The sequence below is a fragment of the Agaribacterium haliotis genome (genome assembly GCF_002312815.1).
GTDB lineage: Bacteria > Pseudomonadota > Gammaproteobacteria > Pseudomonadales > Cellvibrionaceae > Agaribacterium > Agaribacterium haliotis.
Map to the genome: position 1 here is coordinate 1 of NZ_NKQJ01000011.1, position 23,710 is coordinate 23,710.

The 23,710-nt window shown below is 52.3% G+C and carries 21 protein-coding genes and 1 other RNA gene; 12 read left to right on the top strand and 10 right to left on the bottom strand.

From position 1 onward, the window contains the following. The 4 genes from CFK45_RS13130 to ppk1 all read right to left on the bottom strand — a co-directional run. A partial coding sequence (locus CFK45_RS13130; protein WP_096086910.1) for a UbiD family decarboxylase occupies positions 1-1,208 on the bottom strand: 1,208 nt, incomplete at its 3' end. Positions 1,209-1,520: 312 nt separating this feature from the next. Continuing rightward, positions 1,521-2,780, bottom strand: coding sequence for a transcription termination factor Rho (gene rho / locus CFK45_RS13135; protein ID WP_096087072.1), 1,260 nt, complete (start codon positions 2,778-2,780; stop codon positions 1,521-1,523). Between the two features lie 425 nt (positions 2,781-3,205). Next, a complete protein-coding gene (trxA, locus tag CFK45_RS13140; protein WP_096086911.1) occupies positions 3,206-3,532 on the bottom strand; it encodes a thioredoxin TrxA in 327 nt (108 codons plus the stop codon). Between the two features lie 144 nt (positions 3,533-3,676). Beyond that, the gene (gene ppk1, locus CFK45_RS13145) at positions 3,677-5,767 is read right to left on the bottom strand and encodes a polyphosphate kinase 1 (RefSeq protein WP_096086912.1); all 2,091 of its coding nucleotides are present in this window, start codon (positions 5,765-5,767) and stop codon (positions 3,677-3,679) included. Positions 5,768-6,028: 261 nt separating this feature from the next. Here ppk1 and CFK45_RS13150 point away from each other — a divergent pair, with 261 nt between their 5' ends. Further along, entirely contained in the window at positions 6,029-6,736 is a 708-nt protein-coding gene (locus tag CFK45_RS13150) for a TVP38/TMEM64 family protein (RefSeq protein ID WP_158224701.1), read from the top strand. 20 nt (positions 6,737-6,756) lie between these two features. On the opposite strand, the gene CFK45_RS13155 is transcribed toward CFK45_RS13150, so the two are convergent. Together CFK45_RS13155 and hemW are read right to left on the bottom strand one after the other, a co-directional pair. Then, positions 6,757-9,093, bottom strand: coding sequence for a response regulator (locus CFK45_RS13155; RefSeq protein ID WP_096086914.1), 2,337 nt, complete (start codon positions 9,091-9,093; stop codon positions 6,757-6,759). An 80-nt stretch (positions 9,094-9,173) separates the two neighbouring features. Then, a complete protein-coding gene (gene hemW, locus CFK45_RS13160; protein WP_096086915.1) occupies positions 9,174-10,316 on the bottom strand; it encodes a radical SAM family heme chaperone HemW in 1,143 nt (380 codons plus the stop codon). Between the two features lie 146 nt (positions 10,317-10,462). Here hemW and traF point away from each other — a divergent pair, with 146 nt between their 5' ends. Both traF and CFK45_RS18490 read left to right on the top strand, forming a co-directional pair. Further along, entirely contained in the window at positions 10,463-11,743 is a 1,281-nt protein-coding gene (gene traF / locus CFK45_RS13165) for a conjugal transfer protein TraF (protein ID WP_096086916.1), read from the top strand. 340 nt (positions 11,744-12,083) lie between these two features. Next, a complete protein-coding gene (locus CFK45_RS18490; RefSeq protein WP_158224702.1) occupies positions 12,084-12,233 on the top strand; it encodes a hypothetical protein in 150 nt (49 codons plus the stop codon). 7 nt (positions 12,234-12,240) lie between these two features. On the opposite strand, the gene CFK45_RS13170 is transcribed toward CFK45_RS18490, so the two are convergent. The 4 genes from CFK45_RS13170 to CFK45_RS13185 all read right to left on the bottom strand — a co-directional run bounded on the left by CFK45_RS13170 (position 12,241) and on the right by CFK45_RS13185 (position 13,677). Beyond that, positions 12,241-12,837 carry a 5-formyltetrahydrofolate cyclo-ligase gene (locus CFK45_RS13170; RefSeq protein WP_096086917.1) on the bottom strand — a complete coding sequence of 199 codons (597 nt, stop codon included), beginning with the start codon at positions 12,835-12,837 and terminating at the stop codon, positions 12,241-12,243. A 17-nt stretch (positions 12,838-12,854) separates the two neighbouring features. Continuing rightward, positions 12,855-13,031: non-coding RNA, 6S RNA (ssrS, locus tag CFK45_RS13175), on the bottom strand. 149 nt (positions 13,032-13,180) lie between these two features. Beyond that, positions 13,181-13,459 carry a cell division protein ZapA gene (locus CFK45_RS13180; RefSeq protein WP_096086918.1) on the bottom strand — a complete coding sequence of 93 codons (279 nt, stop codon included), beginning with the start codon at positions 13,457-13,459 and terminating at the stop codon, positions 13,181-13,183. Continuing rightward, the gene (locus CFK45_RS13185; protein ID WP_096086919.1) at positions 13,456-13,677 is read right to left on the bottom strand and encodes a TIGR02449 family protein; all 222 of its coding nucleotides are present in this window, start codon (positions 13,675-13,677) and stop codon (positions 13,456-13,458) included. Before CFK45_RS13185 ends, CFK45_RS13180 begins: the two co-directional genes overlap by 4 nt. Before the next feature lie 155 nt (positions 13,678-13,832). On the opposite strand from CFK45_RS13185, the gene CFK45_RS13190 reads away from it, so the two are divergent. The 9 genes from CFK45_RS13190 (at position 13,833) to CFK45_RS13230 (ending at position 23,710) form a co-directional block, all read left to right on the top strand. Beyond that, on the top strand, positions 13,833-14,402 hold the full coding sequence (locus CFK45_RS13190) for a UPF0149 family protein (protein WP_096086920.1): 570 nt from the start codon (positions 13,833-13,835) through the stop codon (positions 14,400-14,402). After that, a complete protein-coding gene (gene pepP / locus CFK45_RS13195) occupies positions 14,402-15,751 on the top strand; it encodes a Xaa-Pro aminopeptidase (protein ID WP_096086921.1) in 1,350 nt (449 codons plus the stop codon). Before CFK45_RS13190 ends, pepP begins: the two co-directional genes overlap by 1 nt. 42 nt (positions 15,752-15,793) lie before the next feature. Continuing rightward, the gene (locus tag CFK45_RS13200; RefSeq protein WP_096086922.1) at positions 15,794-17,113 is read left to right on the top strand and encodes an FAD-dependent monooxygenase; all 1,320 of its coding nucleotides are present in this window, start codon (positions 15,794-15,796) and stop codon (positions 17,111-17,113) included. Then, entirely contained in the window at positions 17,100-18,296 is a 1,197-nt protein-coding gene (locus CFK45_RS13205; protein WP_096086923.1) for an FAD-dependent monooxygenase, read from the top strand. The genes CFK45_RS13200 and CFK45_RS13205 overlap by 14 nt, the downstream gene beginning before the upstream one ends. A gap of 8 nt (positions 18,297-18,304) precedes the next feature. Next, positions 18,305-19,621: a paraquat-inducible protein A gene (locus tag CFK45_RS13210; RefSeq protein ID WP_239923680.1), complete on the top strand. Its 1,317-nt coding sequence runs from the start codon at positions 18,305-18,307 to the stop codon at positions 19,619-19,621. Further along, positions 19,599-21,197 carry a PqiB family protein gene (locus CFK45_RS13215; RefSeq protein WP_096086924.1) on the top strand — a complete coding sequence of 533 codons (1,599 nt, stop codon included), beginning with the start codon at positions 19,599-19,601 and terminating at the stop codon, positions 21,195-21,197. Before CFK45_RS13210 ends, CFK45_RS13215 begins: the two co-directional genes overlap by 23 nt. Then, positions 21,190-21,801 (top strand): PqiC family protein, encoded by a 612-nt coding sequence (locus tag CFK45_RS13220; protein WP_096086925.1) that lies wholly within the window; start codon positions 21,190-21,192, stop codon positions 21,799-21,801. The genes CFK45_RS13215 and CFK45_RS13220 overlap by 8 nt, the downstream gene beginning before the upstream one ends. Positions 21,802-21,987: 186 nt before the next feature. Then, entirely contained in the window at positions 21,988-22,575 is a 588-nt protein-coding gene (locus CFK45_RS13225; protein WP_158224703.1) for a trypsin-like peptidase domain-containing protein, read from the top strand. Between the two features lie 205 nt (positions 22,576-22,780). Further along, entirely contained in the window at positions 22,781-23,710 is a 930-nt protein-coding gene (locus CFK45_RS13230; RefSeq protein WP_096086927.1) for an AEC family transporter, read from the top strand.

The following is a 23,710-nucleotide window of genomic DNA, read 5'->3' on the forward strand; positions in this document are numbered from 1 at the left end:
TTGACGTCGTCATCGGTGACAATAACAAACTTGGTGTACATAAACTGGCGCAAGTAAGACCAAACACCGAGCATAATGCGCTTGGCGTGGCCGGGATAGGCTTTTTTAATGGTGACTACGGCCATGCGATAGGAACAGCCTTCCGGTGGCAGGTAAAAGTCTACGATCTCTGGAAACTGTTTTTTGATCAGCGGCACAAACACTTCATTTAATGCGAGACCGAGTACCGCCGGCTCATCGGGCGGGCGGCCGGTATAGGTGCTGTGATAAATCGCATCTTTGCGCATGCTTATAGTGCCGACGGTAAAAACCGGAAACTTTTCAACTTCGTTGTAATAGCCTGTGTGGTCTCCAAAGGGGCCTTCGTCGGCAAGCTCGCCAGGCTCTAACCAGCCCTCCAGAATAATTTCTGCGGTGGCAGGAACTTGCAGTTCGTTGGTTAAGCTTTTGCAAACTTCCGTTTTAGCTCCGCGCAGTAAACCGGCAAATGCGTATTCACTTAAAGTATCGGGAACCGGAGTGACGGCTCCAAGTGTTGTCGCCGGATCGGCGCCCAGGGCGATGCTTACCGGATAGCGCTCACCGGGATAGAGTTTTTGAAATTCCTGAAAGTCCAGAGCGCCACCGCGGTGGCTGAGCCAGCGCATAATCAATTTATTGCGCCCGATTTTTTGCATACGGTAGATGCCGAGGTTCTGGCGTTTTTTATTTGGGCCTTTGGTAATTACCAATGGCCAGGTAACCAGCGGCGCCGCATCGCCGGGCCAGCAAGTTTGGATAGGAATATTATCGAGATTAACTTCGTCGCCTTTAAGCACAACTTGTTGGCAGAGGCCTTTTTTAACTTCCTTCGGCGCCATATTTAAAACCTGTTTAAATATTGGCAACTTAGACCAGGCGTCTTTCACACCTTCTGGCGGCTCGGGTTCTTTTAAAAACGCGAGTAACTCACCAACTTCACGCAGCGCATCAACACTGTCTTGCCCCATCGCCATAGCCACACGCTCGGGCGTGCCGAATAAGTTGCCGAGCACCGGCATGCTGTGACCGGTAACATTTTCAAACAACAGTGCCGGACCACCTGCGCGCAGAGTGCGGTCACAGATTTCAGTCATCTCCAGCTCAGCGCTGATTTCCTGTTTAATTCGAACAAGCTGGCCTTTGTTTTCAAGTTGAGCCAGAAATTCACGCAAGTCTTTAAAAGCCACGGTGTTTCCTTGTATCTAAATTTGGGGTAGGGCCACTGACTCTGCCCCCGGTTTTTACTCCGATCCAATTTTGTCGATACGACTAAGCGGTGGTCGGCACTGAGCCATAATTCAAGGAAAGGTGCGAAGGGATGTTTGCCGCCGGGAGCGGCAAGCCAAGCGCATAGGGACATTTAGAGCGTGCCCTGAGGGCCTTTCCTTGAGTTGTGGCGGTCTCGATTAATAAACCAGTGTATTCGCGTATTCTATAAACAAATAAGCCCCTGTCGAGACAGAGGCTTATAGGTAATACGAGTCAATAATCGCAGTGGATTATTTTGACTTCATTGACATAAAGAACTCGTCATTGGTTTTAAAATTCTTCAGTCGCTCAATCAAGAATTCAGTTGCTGGCAAATCTTCCATATCGTGCAGAAGCTTGCGCAGAATCCAAACGCGTTGCAGCTCATCTTCGCGCATCAACAGATCTTCGCGACGAGTACCGGAGCGGCGAACATTGATTGCAGGGTAGACACGCTTCTCAGCAATGCGGCGGTCGAGGTGCAGTTCAAGGTTACCGGTACCTTTAAACTCCTCGTAAATAACCTCATCCATTTTTGAACCGGTATCGATCAGTGAGGTCGCGATAATAGAGAGGCTACCGCCTTCTTCAATATTACGCGCAGCACCGAAGAAACGCTTAGGGCGCTCAAGCGCGTGGGCGTCGACACCACCGGTCAGAACTTTACCGGAGCTTGGAATTACGGTGTTGTAAGCGCGGGCCAGGCGAGTGATTGAGTCGAGCAGGATGACAACATCTTTTTTGTGCTCAACCAAACGTTTGGCGCGCTCGATGACCATCTCGGCAACCTGAACGTGACGCGAAGGTGGCTCGTCAAAAGTCGAGGCGACAACTTCGCCGCGCACGCTGCGCTGCATCTCGGTCACTTCTTCCGGACGCTCGTCGATCAGCAGAACAATTAGATGACACTCAGGGTTGTTGCGGGTAATTGCCTGGGCAACGTTCTGCATCATAATGGTTTTACCAGCCTTAGGCGGCGCAACAATCAGCGCGCGCTGACCTTTACCGATGGGGCTGATCAGGTCGATGATACGACCGGTTAAATCTTCAGAAGAACCATTACCGGCTTCCAGCGGCAGGCGCTGATCGGGGAACAATGGGGTAAGGTTTTCAAATAGAATTTTGTTGCGCGAATTTTCTGGCTTGTCGAAGTTGATCTGATCAACTTTAAGCAGCGCAAAATAACGCTCGCCTTCTTTAGGTGGGCGAATTTTACCTTGAATGTAGTCACCGGTACGCAGGTTAAAGCGGCGGATCTGGCTCGGGCTTACGTAGATATCATCGGGGCCGGCCAGGTAGCTTGAGTCCGCTGAACGCAGGAAACCAAAACCGTCTTGCAGGATTTCCAACACACCGTCGCCGTAGATGTCTTCACCGCTGCGCGCGTGCTTTTTCAGAATGTTAAAAATTACATCCTGCTTGCGCGAGCGGGCCAGATTGTCCATGCCCATTTCTTTGGCAGTTTCAATCAGCGACTCAATTGGCTTTTTCTTTAAGTCTGTCAGGTTCATAAGCTCGGCATCACCGTCACGTTTCGGCGCCGGTTTGGCTTTCGGCCTGGGGCGTGGGCCAGGCTTCTTGTTGCGCTGAAAGCTTTTATCGTTTTTGTCGAAGCTGAGTTGTTCCGGGTTGTTGTTATCTGTGCTCAAGGTAGGTATCTGTCGTTTGGAAATGTTAAAGGCTCGAAGCCATGTGATGTTTGCGTTGTGTTAAGTTTTGGCACGGCGCAGTCAGTGGAGCATGCTGTCAGACACGGAAGAGGGCGATTTAGGCTTTCCCTTTGCTGAAGCTACAGCAGAACTTCGAAAATTAGAGACAAGTGAAGATTCGGGGAAAGATACTAATGCTGTGCGAACGACAGTCTTGAGGAGTATAGCGAACTTGTAGATCAGTGCAAGTAGTTGAGGTGGGCTGTTTGGCCCACCTCAAATAAGGCTTACAAAGCGCTGTCGATAAACTCTTTTAATTGAGCTTTAGACAGGGCGCCAACCTTGGTGCCTTCAGCGTTGCCGCCTTTGAAGATCATCAGGGTTGGAATGCCGCGGATGTTGAACTTAGCCGGTGTTTCTTTGTTGGCATCAACGTCCATTTTGCAGATCTTGATCTTGTCGCCGTACTCGCCGGCCAGCTCGTCAAGAACAGGGGCAATCATTTTACAGGGGCCACACCAGGCTGCCCAAAAATCAACCAGAACCGGTGGCTCTGCCTTCAGAACTTCTTCTTCGAAGCTTGAGTCGCTAACGTGCACGATGGCATCGCTCATAAGTATTCTCCGGGTTAAGGGGGTCAGAAAGGCGCTAATAATAAGGACAGGCGCAGTTGCTGACAATAGTTGATGCATAGCCAGTATTTATAGCTTCGATAGCGTCACACTAGCCGTGGCATTTATTACCTCTTTATGCGTAACTCAGCTATGCTGGTAGCCCGTCAGTTCCGCCAGCAAACGCTGCTGTGCGCCCTGGTGCTCTTCGTCTTCCACGTGTGTGTAAATACCCTGGTCGTTTAGCTGCCAGCGGTTTTCACCGTCCTCGCAGTGATACTCAAGCTCTTTGATAACACGCTCGGTCAGTGAAGGCTGAGTAATTGGGAAGCAGGTTTCAACGCGGCGCACCAAATTGCGTTCCATTAAGTCGGCACTGGCGCAGTAGACGTTGGGGCTGTGATTGGCAAAATAATAGACCCGCGTGTGCTCGAGTAGACGCCCGACTATGCTGTGAATGCGAATATTGTCGGTAACGCCTTCAATACCGGGGCGCAGGCAGCACATGCCGCGAATGACCAAATCGATCTGTACACCGGCTTGAGAGGCGCGAATCAGGGCCTGGATGACTTTGGTTTCGGTCAGGCCGTTGCACTTGAGTATGATGCGGCCTTTGCCGCCTTCTTTTTGTACCTTGATTTCGTTATCTATCATGCGAATAAGCTGGCGGCGCAAGGTAAACGGCGCGTGCAAGATCTTGTTGAGCTTGTCGTTTTTGCCCATCGACGTCAGCAGCTGGAAAACTTTGTGCACGTCGTCGCCGAGATCTTCGTCGGCGCTGAGCAAGCTGTAATCTGTATAGAGACGGGCGTTGCCGCTGTGATAGTTGCCGGTGCCTAAGTGCACGTAGCGCTTGATCTGTTCGCCCTCGCGGCGCACGATCATCATCATTTTGGCGTGGGTCTTGTAGCCGACTACGCCGTAGACCACAACCGCACCGGCCTCTTGTAGACGGGAGGCGAGCTCGAGGTTTTCCTCTTCGTCAAAGCGGGCGCGCAACTCGACGACGGCGGTGACCTCTTTGCCTGCACGGGCGGCATCGACCAGGGCGCTGACAATGGCACTTTTGTCGTCGCTGCGGTACAGCGTTTGTTTGATGGCAATGACGCTGGGGTCTTTAGAGGCCTGGCGCAAAAACTCTACAACGGGAGTGAAACTCTCGTAGGGGTGCAGCAGTAGATAGTCCTTTTTAGCCAGTGCATCAAAGATATTGTCTTTGCGGCTCAGGCCCTTTGGCAGCTTTGGGGTAAACGGGGGATAGAGCAGGTCGGGGCGGTTTACCAGGCTCGGCACGGAAAACAAGCGCTTGAGGTTGACCGGCCCGTTGACGCGGTAGAGCTCATCCTGGCTCAGGCCTGTCTGTTTAAGCAAGTAGTCTTCGAGGTGCTCGGGGCAGTTATCGGCGACTTCGAGGCGCACAGCGCGGCCAAAGCGGCGCGAGTGCAGTTCGCCGCGCAGCGCGCGGGCGAGATCGGCGATGCCCTCGACATCGACATCGAGATCGGCGTTGCGGGTGACCCGGAACTGATAGCAGCCTTTTACTTCCATGCCGCTGAAGAGCTTGTCGGCGTGCTCGTGAATCATCGACGACAGAAATACAAAGTCGTAGCGGCCTTTTTCACGCAGCTCCGGCGGCAGAGGGATGACCCGTGGCAAAGAGCGCGGAGCGGGAATAATGGCATAGTTCAGGTCGCGGCCAAAAGCGTCGTTGCCGTCTAGCTCAACAATAAAGTTGAGGCTTTTGTTCACCAGTCGCGGGAAGGGGTGTGCAGGGTCCAGGCCGATTGGGCTGGTAATTGGCAGCACTTCTTTTTCAACGTAATTGGCCACCCACTGGCTCTGCTCTTCGGTCCACTGGTTGCGGCGCAAAAAACTAATGCCCTCTTTCGCGAGCTCGGGAATCAGTGTGTCGTTGAGAATTTTATATTGCTCATCGACAACATCGTGGCAGATGCGGCTAATTTCACTGAGCACCTGCTTTGGGTGGGCGCCGTCGAGGCCCTTTGTTTCGCGCTCAAAACGAATACTCTGCATTAAACCGGCCACCCGAATCTCAAAAAATTCGTCGAGATTAGAGCTGAAAATCAATAAAAACTTGAGCCGTTCAAGCAGGGGGTGTTTGTGATCCAGGGCTTGGGCGAGCACACGCTGGTTAAAACTCAGGTGGCTGAGCTCCCTGTTTAAATAATAATCGGGGTTGTCTAAGTGATTTGCGTCGGTTGTCGTCTGAGGGCTCATTCGCGGTCGTTTTTTTCCGTTAAAGACTGGGCACAAGAAAAACTGATTATATGCCTTTTGACTTTGCTAAGCCGCTGTTAGCGGCAAGCTTGGCTCTGAGTTGCTATCAAAACACATATTTCCTTCGATAAGATGAAGTTATCTGGAATTGTTAACTGTGGCCGATTCTAAGCTTTATTCTGCTTCGCATTATTAATGGCAGCGCTAACAACGGGCGTGCACGCATTGCTTCTTATGGCATTGCTCGGCATGCTGGCAGCTATGAAAAAGCTTGTTTCACTAAAATCTGTTTTTGTTGTTGCGGTTTTGTTGGGGCTGTCGACGCTGTTTGTACACCTGGAATTGCAGCGTTTTGCCGATATTGAACGCCTGCAAAGCTTGGTTCAGCAAAATTATTGGCTTGCGCTGTTACTGTATTTTGCTGTGGTGGTGGTTGTGGCGACTGCGAGTGTACCGGGCATAGGGCCGCTTACGGTCAGCGCTGGCCTGCTCTTTGGTTTAGTTGTCGGCACAGTTGCGGTCAGTTTTGCCACTGCCATTGGGGCGACACTGGGCATGCTGATTTCGCGCTTTTTATTTCGCGACTGGGCAGAGCGGCGTTTTCAACACTTTATGCACGAGATGGATGAACGCATTGACCAGGACGGCGGCCTGTATTTGTTTTCCCTGCGCATGATACCGGTCATTCCCTTTTTTGTTATCAGCCCCGTCTTTGGCTTGAGTCGTATGCCCGCGTGGAAGTTTTATGTCATCACCCAGCTGGGTTTACTGCCGGTGCTGGCGATTTATGTCAATCTCGGTACCAGCATTGCCGGTCTCGACGAATTCAGTGTGCGCAGCGTATTGTCGCCGAGCATCGTTTGTACGCTGTTGTTATTAGTTGCGGTACCGGTTTTGACTAAAAAGCTGCTGCTGCCATTGCTGGATAAGATTCGTGCAAGACATTTGCGCGCAGAACTCGATGACTAAGCTTTCAACTCGAGCGAAGCTCAGGCGACACCGACAACACTTAGAGCTTCAGAGATTTTTTCGAGGGTGACAGGTTTACTGACATAATAATTCATGCCGACATCGTGAACGCGCTGGCGGTGCTCGGCTTCGACGTGCGCAGTCAGTGCGATAATCGGCACGTGCGGGCTGCCCCGGTCGCTTTCCCAGCGGCGGATTTTTAAGGTCGCTTCAAAGCCGTCCATATTGGGCATTTCACAATCCATAAAAATAAGGTCGTATTTTTTATCGAGCTTGCAGTAGCGTTCGACAACTTTGAGCCCATCTTCGCTGAAATCCGGCTTGATATTGAGTTTTTCGAGTAGCCCTTCGATCACCATGCGATTGACAATATTGTCTTCGGCTACCAATACGTTTAAATCAACTTTTTTGGGTTCGCTCGGGTTGCAGGTTGGCATTAGCTGATTGAGGCTGATACCCGAAGCTTCCGAAAGGCAGACTTCAATAATGCGAGAAACCATGCACGGGCGGCGCAGCAGTGAGCTGATTGGCATCAGCTCCTCGAGGCTAAACGACGAGCTCTGCTCGTTGGTCAGCATGATGATCGGTGTCTCGAAATAAGCGTCGAGTTCGCGAATTTTATGCGCAATATGCAAACCGCTGCTGCCATTTAGGCTTTGCGACAGCAGAATAAAATCAATATGGCTGTTGCCACTGCGCAATTCGGCTAGGGCGATGTCGGCATCGCGGTAGATCAGCACCCGCAGATTGTTCTGCGCGGCGTGTTGGCGCAGGGCCTCGTCCATAAAATCGGTTGGATGCACGTAGAGCAGGCGTTTGTTTGACAGCGCCAGGCTGCAGCTCGGTGCGTGCTCATTTAAGGCGTCGACCTTGCCGGAACGTATGGTGAACCAAAATGTTGAGCCGTGATCGGGCTCGCTGTGCAAACCGAGGCGCCCGTCCATCAGTTCCACTAATTGGCGGCAGATAGCCAAGCCGAGGCCGGTGCCGCCAAAGCGGCGGGTTGTGCTGCTGTCGGCCTGTTTAAAGGCCTCAAAAATACTCTCTTGAACTTCGGGTTCGATGCCGATGCCGCTGTCGCCAACAGAAAAATGCAGCAGGTGCTGCTCTTCGTCGGGGCTTGATAGCAGGCCGACCTCAATAAACACGCTGCCCTCTTCGGTAAATTTAAACGCGTTGCCTATCAAGTTGACCAAGACCTGGCGCAACCGGGTGGGGTCGCCTATACAAAAGCGCGGGGTATCGGGCGCGATATTGGCCATCAGTGCAATATTGCGCCCCTGGGCGTTGCCGGAAAACAGTTGGATGCAGTCGCCGACCAGTTCGTAGAGGTCGTATTCGATGTATTCGAGGCCGAGCTTGCCCGCTTCAATTTTGCTGTAGTCGAGAATATCGTTGATGATGGTCATCAGCGATTCGCCACTGCGATTGATGACCTCAACGTAGTGCTGCTGCTCCTGGTCGAGCTCGGTGCCGCGCAGCATTTCCACCATGCCCATAACACCGTTCATCGGCGTGCGAATTTCGTGGCTCATGGTCGCAATAAACTGGCTTTTGGCGCGGTCACTGGCTTTGGCACTCTCAATCAGCTTGCGGGTTTCAAGCTTCTCTTCTTTCTCTGCCATAAGTGCCAGCTCCATGGCCCGGCGCTGGTCTAAATCCTGAATCAACTGAGTGCGCATCTGTTCAAAGGCGTCGACAACGTGATCGAGCTCGTCGATAGCCTGTTCTTTTTGTGGGCGATTTAAGCGCAGTGCCTCACTTAAGTTGTCGACACCGAGGTGGCGCGCGTAGTTGGCGATGTTATCTAGGTGCACAAGCACCAACTTGCGCACGCTCAGCAACATGCCGATGGCAATCAAGAAAATAATGGCGACGTTGATGGCGACGCTGATTAAAACAATCTGGCTCGAGCGCTCGAGAAAAGGGTCTGGGTGCGCCTGGATAAGAAGCTGGGCCTGGCCACTGCTGTGCGGGCTTTTGACTTGATAGCGAAATTCAGAGCCGTCGGAAATAAAATAGCTGCGGTTTGGGTTTTCCGCTTCAAATTGATAGTAGCGCCAACTGCCGGAGCTGAGAAAGCGCACCTCTGAAATTACCGGTGTTTGGGCCAGATCGCGCAGAACCGCGCGGGCTTGCTCGGGGTCGTTGTCGTCGAGGTGGTGAATCAAAGCCGGGCTGGTCAGGCGCACTGCTTGCTCGAGCTGGCTGCGCAGCTCGGTGTTAAATTCGTAGCGAAATAATGCTGTTTGCAAAAAAACGCCGGCGATGGCGACAAGGGTACCTAACAGCAGGGCGATTAGAAGTAGCTTCTGAGCCAGGGTTTGGTTTGCAAATTTTTCTGCCAAGCGGCTCATAAATGTGACGATGCTCCGGCTGGAACAGACCAGCCCTGTCCTTGGTTTTACCGATAAATCGGCTTTTTTAGTGTAGCACTTCAGTGTGTCATAAATTCGCTGAGCACAGTGTTCAGCCAGCGCCGGCCGAGTTCACTGCACTGCAGGCGCTGCTTATCTTCAACAAGCAGGCCGCGCTGCCTCAGGCTTTCTATCTTAACGGCGATTTTGCTGAAGTCGAGCATGCATCGCTGTTCAAAGAAAGCGCTCGGTACACCGGCATTTAAACGCAGTGCGTTCATCATAAATTCAAGCGCGAGCTCGGCCTCGTCGACGCTAGTTATTTTGCTGCTGCGGCTGGGCCTTTTATTTAGGTAGTCTTCGGGCGTTCGCGTTTTTTGATAGCGCAGGATTTTACCGGTCTTGAAATCGGTGATCTTACCGTGGGCACCGGCGCCGAGAGCGAGGTAGTCGCCAAATTGCCAGTAGTTCAAATTGTGCCTGGCTTGGTGGCCCGGGCTTGCGTAGGCGCTGATTTCGTATTGAGAAAAGCCGCTGTGTTCGAGCAAGCTCAGTCCGCGCTCATAGATTTCGGTGCTGACATCATCGCTGGGCAGCACCGGGGCTTGTTTGTGAAAGGCAGTATTGGGCTCGATGGTAAGTTGATACCAGCTCAGGTGAGTGGGCTCGAGCGCCAAGGCGTTTTCGATATCGCGCAGCGCATCGTCTGGGCGCTGGCCCGGCAGGCTGTGCATCAAGTCGATATTAAAGTTATCAAAACCTGCGGCTTTGGCTTTGTTGACGGCAATATGGGTTTCAGCCGCCGAGTGCACGCGCCCGAGCTGTTGCAATTGCAGATCGTCGAAACTCTGCGCGCCAAAACTCAGACGGTTAACGCCTGCATTTAGCAGTGCGTCAAAGTCGCTGTATTCGGCCGTACCCGGGTTGCATTCGAGGCTGACTTCAATATCGCTGGCAAAGTCTAAACTGCTGCGCAGCTGTTGCATCAATCTGCTTAGGGCTTTGCTGCTGAGTAAGCTCGGGGTGCCCCCACCAAAAAAGATGCTCTCGATTTTGCGCTGTTGGACGTAGCTTAAGTCTTGTTCAAGATCTTCGCAGAGCGCATCGACATAGGCCTCGTGGGGTAACTCAGCATTTTTTTGATGGGAGTTAAAGTCACAGTACGGGCACTTTTTTAAACACCACGGAATATGTATGTACAGGGCTAAAGGGAGCTCGGTCATAAATGCGCTATCAATCAGGGTAAGTGAGCAAAGGTGCAATAGGGTACTAAAGTGTGAATTGTGTTTCGGGCGGTTTAGCAAGCCTTGTTACACTAAGCATTGCTTTAAACCCCATGCTTTAAGCCCCAAGATTAAGAGTACATTGTATGAAGTTTCGCGCCAAAGTCCTATGTGCGCTGGCCAGCGGCCTAACTATGGGCCTGCCCACCATCGGCTCCGCTCTCGACTACGGCATTTACGATGCCCGCGCACTGGCAATGGGTGGGGCTTCTGTCGCTGTTGCGAAAGCGCAGCAAGCTCAGTTTTACAATCCGGCCCTGCTTGCATTTTACGATGGCCGCGAAGAGGACACGCGCAACGGGCGAGTGTATTTGCCAATTGCCGTCGCTCAACTCAAAGACAATGCCAGCGATAACTATGACAAAATCAACGATGCTCTCGACATTGATTTACAGCGAGCGGCGGACTCCTTTAATGCTGCGCCGTCCACACAGCGAGCGGAGCTTGTGGCGTCGCTAGCCAGTGATTTGCGCACATCGCTCGAAGATATTGACGACAGCAGTATCGATGGCGACGCCTTTGTTGGCTTTAGTATCAGTGAGCCCGGCCACCGCGCTGGCGGGGCTTTTTATTTTGGTGTGCGCGCTGTCGGTGGTGGCAAGGCGACATTGGAAGATGCCGACTTTGACTTGCTCGATGACTATGTCGAAGCGATGCGCTTTGTTGCCAGTGCCGGAGCCGAGGGGGCCGTGCACCCCGAGCTGTTTAATGAAGACGGTAGTTTGATCAACCCAAGTGAGCGTATAGCGTCGACCGCGCGGGTTGCGTCGCTCGGCTTTGCCGAGTGGGGGCTGTCCTTTAGTAAAGAGTTTAAACTTTGGGGACAGCACTTTGCGCTGGGGGCGACGCCCAAGCTGATGCGAGTTGATGTTTTCAGTGAAAATCTCACTTACAGCAATACCAGCCTGAATTACAGCGAAGATTCGCGCACACACTATGCGGCCAACATTGACCTCGGCGCGGCAATCGATCTCGGCTCTTATGTTCGCCTCGCCCTGGCCTCCAAAGATCTGGCTCCTCAAGATTATGAAGCGGGTTCTGGTTTAGTTGTCACTACTGAGGCGCGCACCCGCCTGGGCCTGGCCTTTGAGCGCAAGTGGTTGAGCCTTGCGCTCGACTACGACCTGCACGAAAACGAAAGTGTCGGCAGCGAGGCGGCCTCACAAGACCTGAGCCTGGGTATGGAATTACGCCCAATCAAATATCTGTCGCTGCGCGGAGGTTGGCGCAGCGATCAGGCCGGCAATCGCGAAGACCAGCTTAGTATGGGCCTTGGTTTGCAAGTGGGACGTATTGTCGCCGATCTGGGTTACAGCTCCGGTGGAGATATCAAAGGCGGCGGCCTGCAATTCGGCTGGATCTTCTAAATCCTGACTTTGGTGCATGCATCGCGTGCGCCGAGCCTTCTTTTTGTGCTTGACGGGGCGCGTTCAAAGTTGACGCTGCTCTATATTTGAGCGCCTTGCTCGCTTTTTCTGCATGTTTTCGAAAAAAATGTGACAAGTGCCCTAGAACTTTCACATAATCAGGTTTTAATAGCAGCTAATTATATGGCTGTGCCAAACTTTAGTAGGGTGTTTTCGGAGCTTTGGAGAGAACTGGTTCACATAATTCAGCTAGTTCGGCGAAGATGACGCTATCAGGTATGCTTCCTGCAATTGTTTGCCTGCGGTTACAGAAATATTAAAAATTATAAGGTGAACACTTATGAAATCGGATACGTTGACAGCGGCAGCGGCGGTGTTTGTCATCGGCCTGTTGCTCAGTGGTCTCGGTGTTACGGATATGTTTTCGCCGAAGGCGGAAGTACCGAGCGATCTGCAGCGCGGTTTTCAGGGAAGTAGTCTTAAGCGTTAAGGAAAACTTACGCGTTGAATTTTAGCCAGTGCTTGTCACTGACTATGTAGTCGAGCTTCTGGTCCCAGGTTTCGGTCGGAAGCTCGTCGACACATTGGCAGGCGTGCGCCAGCCCAACCAAGATTGGGCGCCTTATATGTCGCTGGCTGCGAAAAGCAAAGCTGCGATCGTAAAATCCTCCTCCCATTCCCAGTCTATTGCCACTTAAATCATAGGCAACCAACGGCATGCAGACTAAGTCTAGTTTGCGGGCATCTATCTGATCACTTGTCGCCGATGGCTCGGCAATACCAAAGTCATTGTTTTGCAGTGTGTCGCCTTTGCGGTAGCGCATAAAAGACATGTTTTGGCCAACTACGCGGGGCAAATAACAATGCTTGCCGTAGCGCCAGCTTAAATGAACAAGCGGTAGCGCACTTATTTCGCCATCGTTGGGCAGGTACAGAGCAATATGTTTGGCTTTTTGAAAAAAACGCAGGCTACTCAAGCGCCGGCAGATTGTCTGTGCTGCTCGCAATTGCTGAGCTTGGCTCAAGCGGCGGCGGCGCTGGCGCACTTGTTTGCGAAGCTGGTGTTTGCGGGCGGAGAGTTCGGTAGCGGACATGCAACGTTAACAAGAAGTGGAGGCCCGGAAGTGCCGCTGTCAGCCTTACCTTGAACTGTAAAGTTCAAGGGGGAGGTCGCTGTAACGTATCGGGCTTTCCGCAAAGCGGACCTGCACTCCCACGCACGAGCAAACTCCGGGGTCGGTATTATCAGCTCAGGGATTCAGCCAACTGGCAAACACCCCAGGTTGCATACAGTATAACACTGGCTAGACGGCGAAACAGTCTTGACAATTGTGGCTTTGGCCCTGGATCAAAAAAAGCTTCGATGACTGTTGAGAAGTGGAACTTTTACTGTTGTGATCGATGATTGGCTTGCTAGTTAAAAACAAGGCTGCAAGATCAGTGGCCCGCTAGTGCCGACGCTAATTTTTGATTGAGGCGGCTTAAATCGGCGCTGTTGTCTGCCGCTTTGCCCTGCATCAGCTCGTGACAGAGATTCAGTGCAACCATAATTGCGATGCGCTCGACACCGATAATTGTGCCGCTTTTGCGCACCGCGCGCATGCGCGCATCGAGTTCGCTGGCTGCGCGCATCAGGTCGTGGCGCTCGTCGGGAGAGCAGGCAACTTGGTAATCTTTATCGAGTATATTAACGGTAACGCGGTTTTCGTCGCTCATGAGGCGGCCTGCTCCGTGTTGCTCAAGCTCTTAAGATGAGTAATCATAGCTTCAACGCGACTGCGCGCTTCCTGATTTTTTTCGATCAGCTGCTCGCGCTCTTGCTGCCATTGCGCTTTTTGTTCGCGCAGGGCTTGAGCTTCGCTTTCCAGCTCGGCGCAGCGTACGATTAGCGCATCGATATTCCGTTCGAGTTCAGCGAGTACAGAAGAAGTCATAATGTCAGTCTGCAGATGTCCGCGTTAAATAATCCGCTAGGGCATAGGGTATGCTCTATCACGGTATCTTGATTATCTTAATGTCAATTCTAGAAAAGTATAGCCTTTGTCTTGAGATATAACGTTTTTATGCTTCACACAAGGCGTAAGTAGAAATGAAATTTGAGTACCAATTCCACAGCTTGAGTGATCAACTGCTCACTATGGGCGCAGTTTGCTCGGCAGCCGAACTACACGGCATGCTCTGTGGCCTGGTTGCAGGTGGCAAAAATACTGCCGACGATGACTGGCTTGAGCTCGCGCGTGAGTTCAGCGACCTCAGTCACTTTGAGATAAACGACAAACAAGTTTTGTTGATTGAGTTTTTGCGTTCGTCGTGTATCGAGGCGCTGGCGAGCGAGCAATTTGAATTTGAACCGCTGTTGCCCGACGATCGCTGCCCTATTAATGAGAGGGCTCGAGAGCTCGGCGCCTGGTGCCGGGGCTTTTTGCACGGTTTTGGCTGCAGTGGCCTCGACAAAGATAAAGCCCTGCCTGAAAACGTCGTCGAGGTCGTGCGCGATCTCGCTCAGATCAGTCAGGCTGTCAAAGCGGTGGAAGATGAAGAAGACGAAACTGAGGCCGACTTGGTTGAACTCGTCGAATACTTGCGAGCTGGAGTGATGACCATCTATCAGGAGATGCGAGCTCCAGATGACCAGGAATCAAGCAAGGTAGTTCACTAATGAGCATCAGTAAAAAAGAGTACGCCCGTCGTCGCAGCAGATTGATGGAGCTAATGGAGGCGAACAGCATAGCCATTGTGCCGGCGGCCCACGAAAAACACCGCAGTGCCGATACTCACTACGCGTTTCGTCAGGACAGCGACTTTAACTATCTCAGTGGTTTCCCCGAGCCCGATGCTGTATTAGTTTTGGTGCCCGGGCGCGAGCACGGAGAGTGTGTGCTGTTTTGCCGCGATAAAGATAAAGAGCGGGAAATCTGGGACGGCTATCGCGCTGGCCCCGCGGGTGCTGTTGCCGACTACGGCGCCGACGATGCTTTTCCTATCGACGATATTGATGAAATTCTTCCGGGCCTGATCGAAGGCCGTGACCGCGTGTATTACGCCATGGGTCGCGATGCTAATTTTGATAAGCGGCTGATGGATTGGATCAACGCCATACGCGAAAAAGTGCGCGCCGGTGCTCACCCTCCGGGCGAGTTTCTCGATCTCGATCACTTTTTACACGAGCTGCGCCTGTTTAAAAGTGCTGCTGAAATTCGCCTGATGGAACAAGCTGGCGAGATAAGTGCGGCGGCTCACTGTGAAGCCATCAAGGCTTGTGAAGCGGGTATGTACGAATATCAGCTCGATGCAATTATTCAGTATCACAGCGCCATGCGCGGCGGCCGGGAGCCGGCTTACACCAGTATCGTTGGCAGTGGTGCCAATGCTTGCGTGCTGCACTACATTGAAAACAACGCCAAGCTTAAAGCCAGTGATTTAGTGTTGATTGATGCCGGTTGTGAATATCAGGGTTACGCCGCTGATATTACACGCACTTTCCCCGTCGGCGGTCGCTTCAGCGCTGAACAGCGCGCTATTTATGAACTTGTGTTAAAAGCGCAAAAAGCCGCTCTGGCTGAGCTCGCCCCGGGGCGTCACTGGAACGAGCCACACGAAGCTTCGGTTCGGGTGATTACCGAAGGGCTGATTGAGCTCGGCTTATTACACGGCGAGGTGCAGAAAAACATCGACAACCAGAGCTACAAAGCGTTTTATATGCACCGCATTGGCCACTGGATAGGCATGGATGTACACGATGTCGGCGACTACAAAGTTCACGGGCAATGGCGTGTGCTTGAAGCGGGCATGGTGATGACGGTTGAGCCAGGCATATACATTGCCGCCGACAACGAAGATGTTGAGGCGCGTTGGCGCGGCATCGGTGTTCGTATCGAAGACGATGTGTTGATCTGTAAAGACGGGCACCGCGTACTGACGGCGGCTGTGCCTAAAGAGGCCGACGAAATCGAAGCGATGATGGCAGCGGCAAAAAATGCCAGGGCCGAACAGCCTTCGTTACTATGAGTAGCCAGCCTCAACAGTTAGCGCAAAAATAAGAGTTATACAGTGCAAAGCGATAAGCCAGACAGTGTTGAACAGCTACATCAGGGTTTGCCGACGTCGGCTTTTGATGTGCTGATAGTGGGTGCCGGCATGGTTGGTCTCACTCAGGCGCTGCTGTTAGCCGAGGCGAGGCCGCAATGGCGCATCGCTGTGCTCGAGAGCCGCGCGGTTGCCAGCGGAGAGTCGAGCCCGAGTTTTGACGACAGGGTGACGGCTTTGGCCGCGGCGTCGCTCGAGACGCTTAAGCGTCTCGACTTGGCCTTGAATGGCGCGACAGCGTTCGCAGATACCGAGCTGCAGAGCATAACCCAGGTCAAGGTCAGTGACCGGGGCTCGTTTGCTGCGGTTAATCTCGACACTTCACTCAATGCTGGTCGCGCGCTTGGTGCAACCATTAGCAACCGCCGCCTCGGCCAGTTGCTGATGGCGACACTGAAGTGCCAGCAGAATATTTCTCTGCTGGCGCCGGCCGCTGTGAAAAAATTAGTTTTTAGTGCCGATAATGTCGGGGTTGAGGTTGAACTCGGTGCGGCTGAGCCTGAGTCATTTCAGACAAAATTATTGCAGACAAAGTTACTGTTATTAGCTGATGGCGCTGAGTCTCCGCTGGCGCGACAACTCGGTATCTCTTTTAGCAAACACGACTATGCCCAGCAGGCGCTGATTGCCAATGTGGAACACAGCAAAGCACACCAGGGCTGTGCTTTTGAGCGCTTTAGTGAAGACGGGCCGCTTGCCTTGCTGCCTATGCAAAGTTATGCGGGTCGACATCGCTCTGCGCTGGTGTGGACACGCAGTGAGCGCGCTGCAGAGCAATTGCTACATTGCAGTGAGAAACAATTTCTCGGCCAACTGCAGCGGCTCTTTGCTTGGCAGCTCGGCGCTTTTAGCGCTGTTGGCGCTCGTCACAGCTACCCGCTGCAGCGTATTGTCGCCGATGAGCAGTGGCGCCGGCGCGTGGTTCTGCTCGGCAATGCCGCGCACTACTTGCACCCAGTTGCAGGCCAGGGCTTTAATCTTGCGCTGCGCGACTGTGAAGAACTTGTTAAGCAGCTAGTAGCCGCTGACGATAGGGGGGAAACCCTGGGCGACAGCCGCGCTCTTAGCCGCTACATCGAGGCCAGAAGCCTCGACCAACAGTTAACCGGTGCTTTGAGCCACACTTTTATCAAGGCTTTTGCCGCCAAAAATCCGGTTTTAAAAACAGGCCGCGGCCTCGGTCTGAGCCTGATCAATCACTGTTCGCCCCTGAAAGCGATGTTTGCAGCGCAGATGATGGGGCGGGGCTTGAAATTGCCCGGGGGCACTTATGCCCAGTTGTGATATTGCCATTGTTGGCGGAGGTTTAGTGGGTGCCACACTTGCGCTGGCCCTCAGTCGCAGCGAGCTCGCGGATAAGTGGCGCATCGTGCTGCTAGATGCCGGGCCTGCAAAAATTGATGCCGAGTTAACGCACTGGGATAGCCGTGTGGTTGCGCTTTCCCAGCGCAGTATCGCCCTGCTTGATCGCCTCGGTATTTGGTCGGAGCTTAATCGTTTTGCAGATTACCAGGCAATGCGAGTTTGGGATGAAGACGGCACCGGCAGTTTAGAGTTTAGCGCCGGGCAAATCGGTGAAAGCCGGCTCGGCGCCATTGTCGAAAATTCAGTGTTGTTGGCGGCGGTAAATCGCAAACTCAGTTGTGTATCTAATATAGAGCAGCGCCGCGGGCTTAAACTCGAGCATTTAGATCGATCGCCGAATCAGCCCTTCGCGCGTTTGCAGCTCAGCGATGCATCGTCATTGGAAGCGGGTTTAGTTGTTGGCGCCGATGGTGCACTGTCGCGCTTGCGCAGTCTTGCCGGCTTTGAGATGCGCGAATGGGACTATGGCCACAGCGCTATTGTCTGCACGGTCGAAACCCAGCTGAGCCATCAGCACTGTTGTTGGCAGCGCTTCTCAGAAGATGGGCCGCTGGCTTTTTTACCGCTCGACAGCAGCGATGGCCGGCACCGCAGCGCCATTGTTTGGTCACAGCAACACACGAAAGCTCAGCAGCTTATGGCTTTGAACGAGTCGCAATTTTCCTCGGCGTTGGAAAGTTCAATTGAGAAACGCCTCGGCGAGCTTATTTCTTGCGGCGAGCGCCAACTGATAGCGCTGCGTCAGCGCTCTGTAAAACACTATTGGCAGCAAGGTTGTGTACTGATCGGCGATGCGGCGCACACAATACATCCGCTCGCCGGGCAAGGGGTCAACCTGGGTTTTTACGATGTTGAGGTATTGGCGGCGGAACTGCAGCGCGCGGCCAGTCGAGACCTTCCCGCGTGTGAAACGGCAACCCTGCGCCGCTTTGCGCGTCAGCGCCAGCCCCACAATCTTGCGGTTATGGCGATGATGGAGGCCTTTAAGCGGGCTTTTGGCAGTGCCGATCCCGCTGTGCGTCTGCTGCGCAATCGCGCTCTGTCTGCGGTGAATAATCAAGTTTTGCTAAAGCAGATATTTGCTTTAGCCGCCGCGGGTTAGATCTGGCTATGAGTAGTAATAAAAAGGAATTACAGCAGCTGCTCGAAGACATGGGGCGCTCCGGGCCCGAATCCTTGCACAGCGAACACAAAGACTGGTTGGTGTGCAACGAGTGTGGGCAAGTTCAATATGTCGTTGCACTTGAGGCCGATCACGCGCTGATGTGTTTTAACTGCGGCGCGGAATTGAGCCAGAGCCAGAGCCGCTGGTTTGAGACCGTTATTGCCCTGGCGTTTGCCGCTCTTGCGCTGTTTATTATCAGCATGTTTTTTCCGATCCTGACGCTGGAGATCGGCACTCAGAGCCAGAGTGTCACCATTGTTGATGGTTTTTGGGCGCTGTTTCAGCGCAACAATTTTATTCTGGCGGCGCTGATTCTGGCTACCTTAGTTTTATTTCCGTTATTTGAAATCTGTGCGCTTCTATATCTGGTGCTGCCGTATTATTTCAATCGCCGCCTGCGCGGCCAGGCAACGGTACTGCGTTGGTTTAACCAGGCTCAGAGCTGGTCGATGCTGGAGATATTTTTATTAAGCATGGTGGTCGGCTCCATTAAAATGGCCGACATGGCTCACCTCGAACTTGAAGTGGGTAGTTACGCGCTGTTTTTACTTGTTGCGATATTGATATTGGCCAACCTCAAACTCAGCCGTATGAAGTTTTGGGCGTGGATAAATACCAATAATTATTTTACCACTGAGGTGGGTGAAGAGGTGCTCGACTGCACTTCGTGCAATGCTTTGGTCGGGCGCAGCATAGTCGAATCAGGCGGCCTGTGCCCGCGCTGTGGCTCCGAAGTACACGAGCGCATCCCGCACAGCCTTGAGAAAACCACAGCCCTGACGTTGGCCGCAGCGATTTTATATATCCCTGCCAATATCTTGCCGATTATGACTTATACCAGCCTCGGTGAGGTCAGCACGGATACGATTTTTTCCGGTGTTGTGTCGTTGATTGCCAACGATCTGTGGGGCATCGCTATTATTGTGTTTGTCGCCAGCATCGTGGTGCCGATACTTAAGTTGGTGATACTGACTTATTTGATTGTTGCCGTAAAATGGCGCATTCGTGTCGGTGCTCGCCACCGGGCCTGGCTCTATCGATTAACGGAATTTATCGGGCGCTGGTCGATGGTTGATGTATTTGTTGTCACTATTTTTGTGGCGCTGGTGCAATTTGGCTTCATTTATACTGTTGAAGCTGAGGGCGCTATTATCGCCTTCGGCGCTGTTGTAGTGATTACGATGGTGGCCGCAGAAACTTTTGACCCGCGTTTAATCTGGGACGCTCGAGAACAGCAGCATGGTAAAACAATCAATCGTTAAGCGTATGACGCGTATCAGCCCGGTATGGATAGTGCCGCTTATCGCTTTTGTTATTGCCGTTTGGCTTGCTGTGCAGGCGCAGATGAGCAAAGGCACACAGATAGAAATTACCTTTGCCAAAGCTTCGGATATTATCCCCGGCCAGACTCAGATTCGCTTGAAGGACGTGCAGGTTGGCTCTGTAAAGAGCCTGCGCCTTAGCAAAGACCTGAGCAGTGTTATTGTCACCGCTGAGATCGACAGAGCGGTGAGCCGCCACTTAAGTAAGTCGACACGTTTTTGGGTGGTGACTCCGCGCATCTCTGCCAAGGGAGTCAGCAATCTCGGCACGCTGATTTCCGGTGTGTACATCGTTATGGACCCCGGCCCCGAGGGTGCAACTGAAACCAGTTTTCGCGGGCTCGACGAAACACCGATCTTACAGAGCTCAGCTCAGGGCACACACTACGTGTTGCAGGCCGATACCTTGGGGTCACTCGACATAGGTTCACCCGTTTATTATCGGCAGATTCGCGTGGGTGAAGTCACCGGTTATCGCCTGGCGGAAAATCAACAGCATGTTGATATCAACTTTTTTATTCGTGCGCCCCACGATCAAATGGTTCAGCAGCGTTCGCGTTTTTGGGATGTCAGCGGTTTTGGTGTCAGCCTCGGCGCCGAGGGCATGAAAGCTAAAATGGCTTCGCTGACCTCACTCATAGCCGGCGGTATTGAGTTTGGCAATGGCTCGGCGCTCGGCGATGAAACGCCCGCCGAGCAGGGCCACCGTTTTTACCTCTATCCCGACAAAGAAAGTGTGCTCGAAGAGCGCTTTACGATTAAACATCATTTTTTACTGCGCTTTAGCGATACTGTGCGCGGTTTGGCGGTTGGTGCACCGGTTGAGTTTCGGGGCATCAAGGTTGGTGAGGTGGTCGATGTAAAGCTCGACAATGCGAGCAATAACGATAACAGCCTGCATGTTTATATAGCTATTGCCCCACAGCGTTTTAGCCCGGACCACGAGCCTTCGCGCGAAGAGTTTGATGCTCAACTTAAAAGCATGGTTGAGCAGGGTTTGAGAGCAAATATGGCTACCGCAAGTTTGTTAACCGGGGCTAAATACATCGAACTCGGTTTTACCGATGAAGGCGCCGGTGAACTTGTTGTCTTTGATGATTACAGTGAGCTGCCCAGTGCCCCCGCAGGGGAAGGTGGCATAGAGGGCAAGATCGATAATATTCTTGCCCAAGTTGAACAAATTCCGTTTGAGCAGATAGGTAAAGATCTGGCCTCTGGCATGGCGAGCCTAAAACAGGTGATGGGCACGCTTGAGCAACAAAATACTGCGCACAAAATTGATGGTGCAATGGCCGGCCTCGAGCAGAGCATGGCCAAAGCGCATTTAGCCCTGGCCGAATCTGAAAAGTTGCTTGAGAATTTTAATCAAATTCTTGCGCCGGATGCGCAGTTCCGCCACGAGATGAGCTCAATGCTTGAGAGTGTGTCAGATGCGAGCCGCTCCATGCAGTTATTTCTCGATGAGCTCAATCGCCATCCCCAAGCCTTGATTTACGGAGCCGATAAAGATGAATAAGTTATGTGTGCGCGCTGCTGTCATGCTGCTGTGTGCTGCGGCCGCCGCTTGTTCAAGCAGTGGACCGGCGACCAGTTATTACAGTTTATTTGCTCAGCAGCAGCCTCTTGAGCAAGCCGAAGTGATCAGTGTGCCGAGCAAAAAAATATCAGCCCTGGGCATAGGCCCGGTGAATGTTGCCGGCTATTTGAAAAATACTGCGATCGTATCGCGCAAGCAGGGGCAGGGCTTGGCTGTTAGCGGTGCGCACGCATGGGCTGAAGCTCTGGATTCCGCTATTGCCCGGGTTGTCGCCGCTGAGCTCGACGACGGTATGCAAGCCTTAAGTGTGCAAAGTTTTCCGTGGGACAGCCGCTCGCGCCCGCGCTGGCAGTTGCGCATAGACGTACAGGAATTTGATGGCGAGCGCCCTGGCCCTGTTCGCGCGCGTTTGCAGTGGACGCTTTTTGATGTTGAGGCCTCCACTGAGCTTGCTCGCGGCCGCTATCGCCACAGTCTCGAAAGCGGTGCATCTTACGAAGCCTACGTACAAAGCCTGAATCAGCTATTAAATGACTTCAGTGCTGAATTAAAAAAAGAGTTAGAAGGCCTCGATATTCTTTAAGCTCATATAGCGGCAGCTTGATCTCGCATGGCATATTTCTAGCTGTGCTTAGTCGCAAGCCGTTCTAAGCAGCTACTTTTGAAAGTCTAAGCTTGTTGTATCAACTTGTTTGAGTGGCAGCAGGCTATGTCTCGATATCTGTTTATTTATCTTTTGTCAGTTAGCTGTGTTTACAGCGCGCCTAGCATGGCTGAGTCTTGCCTCGACGCTAACGGGCAGTGGCGGCACGCTTTAGTCAAACTCAATATGTCGCCGGGTGTTCACGCCAGTGGTGTGGTGATTGCGAAAGACCGGGTGTTGACGGTTGCCCATGCGCTGGCTCAAGGTGCTCGTTTGTATCTCGACAGCGGAGAAGTCTCCCGGCTGATCGCTGTGCACGAAGGGCTGGATTTAGCCTTATTGCATATTAATACCGGCTCGCGCCCGAGCTTGCCTTTTTCTGCGAGTCTGCCCAAACCGGGTCAGCCTCTTTATGCCTATGGTTGGTCTTCTGCGCACGTACCGGAGCTAAACAAAGGCAAATTGCTCGAGGTGCGCTGGTCGGGTTTATACAGCTCGGCTGCAATAGCTGCGGGAAGCAGCGGTGGCGCGCTGTTGTCTTGTGAGGCAGGGCAGGTGAGTTTGCTCGGTTTGTTGCGTGCTTATCGCGCATATTTTAATAACGGCTTCGCTCACAATAGCGGGGTAAGTATTGCCGTTGAAGCCACACAGCTAAAAGCTTTTATTGCCCAGTACGGCCACCCGGCTCAACAACAGATGCTGGCGACCTATTAATATTACAGGCCTTAACAACTTATAGTGAGCTGCACTTGTTGCAAGTCTCAAGCGGTTTGAAGTGCGCCACTTTATTGGTTTTGGCGCGCGGATCGAATTACAAATAAATACCGGCTTAGCTCAAATTTGTTTTAATAAGACTCGTTATACTAGGGCCTGATCTTATTTTATCTATATCTTATCTGACCTGTTAGGAAGCTGATCCGTGCAGTTAGTCTCAGCGATTGCCCCTGTTTTATGTATTGCCGCTCTCGGTTTTGTTTTAAGCCGCTTTAGGTTTTTAAATCGAGAAGGCGAGGCAAATCTAAATAGCCTTGTTTTTAGTATTTTGATACCGGCGCTACTATTTAACGGCATACTTAAAGCAGAGCTTGTGGGTTTTAATTACCTCGCTTATCTCGCCGCTTATTTCCTGCCTTTGCTGTTACTTTTTATCCTGTCTTTTTCTGTATTGAGCTTGCTAAAGGTTAGAGCTAAGAGCCGTGCGGTATTGGCGATGAGTTCTGTTTACGGCAATGTCACGGTGATTGGCATTCCCGTATGCCTGCACTTTTTGGGTGACGAGGCGCTGTTGCCGATGTCAATTATCATCAGTGTGCACAATTTTATTTTGTTTACTCTGGCGACACTTGCTGCTGAAGGTGAAGGGCTAAAGGCCGGGCGTTTTTGGTTACAGCTTAAAGCTATTGTTTTGAGCCTGTTTAAAAACCCGATAACCATGAGTTTGTTAAGTGGCTTGGCCCTAAATGCGCTCGGCTTTTCTCTGCCAACGGTGCTCGACAATGCGATGGCATTATTAGGTGAGGCGGCCGTGCCACTGTCATTTTTGGTACTTGGGGCAACACTTAGCCATTTCAGCTTAAAGGGGGAGCTAATCCAGGCTGTACTGTTAAGCGTGGCAAAACTAAGCCTGTTGCCGCTTGCGGTATATTTTAGTGCGACTTATTTGTGGGCTATAGACGGCTTGTGGTTAAAAACGGCGGTGGTGATTGCGGCGATGCCAGTTGGCGTTAGTACTCAGGTCATTGCGCGGCGCTATCAAAACAATGAGGCTTTAGTAGCCTCAACGATTATCTTATCGACCTTGTTGAGTTTATTTAGTTTAACGGTGGTCATGCAGTTATTGGGCCCCTAG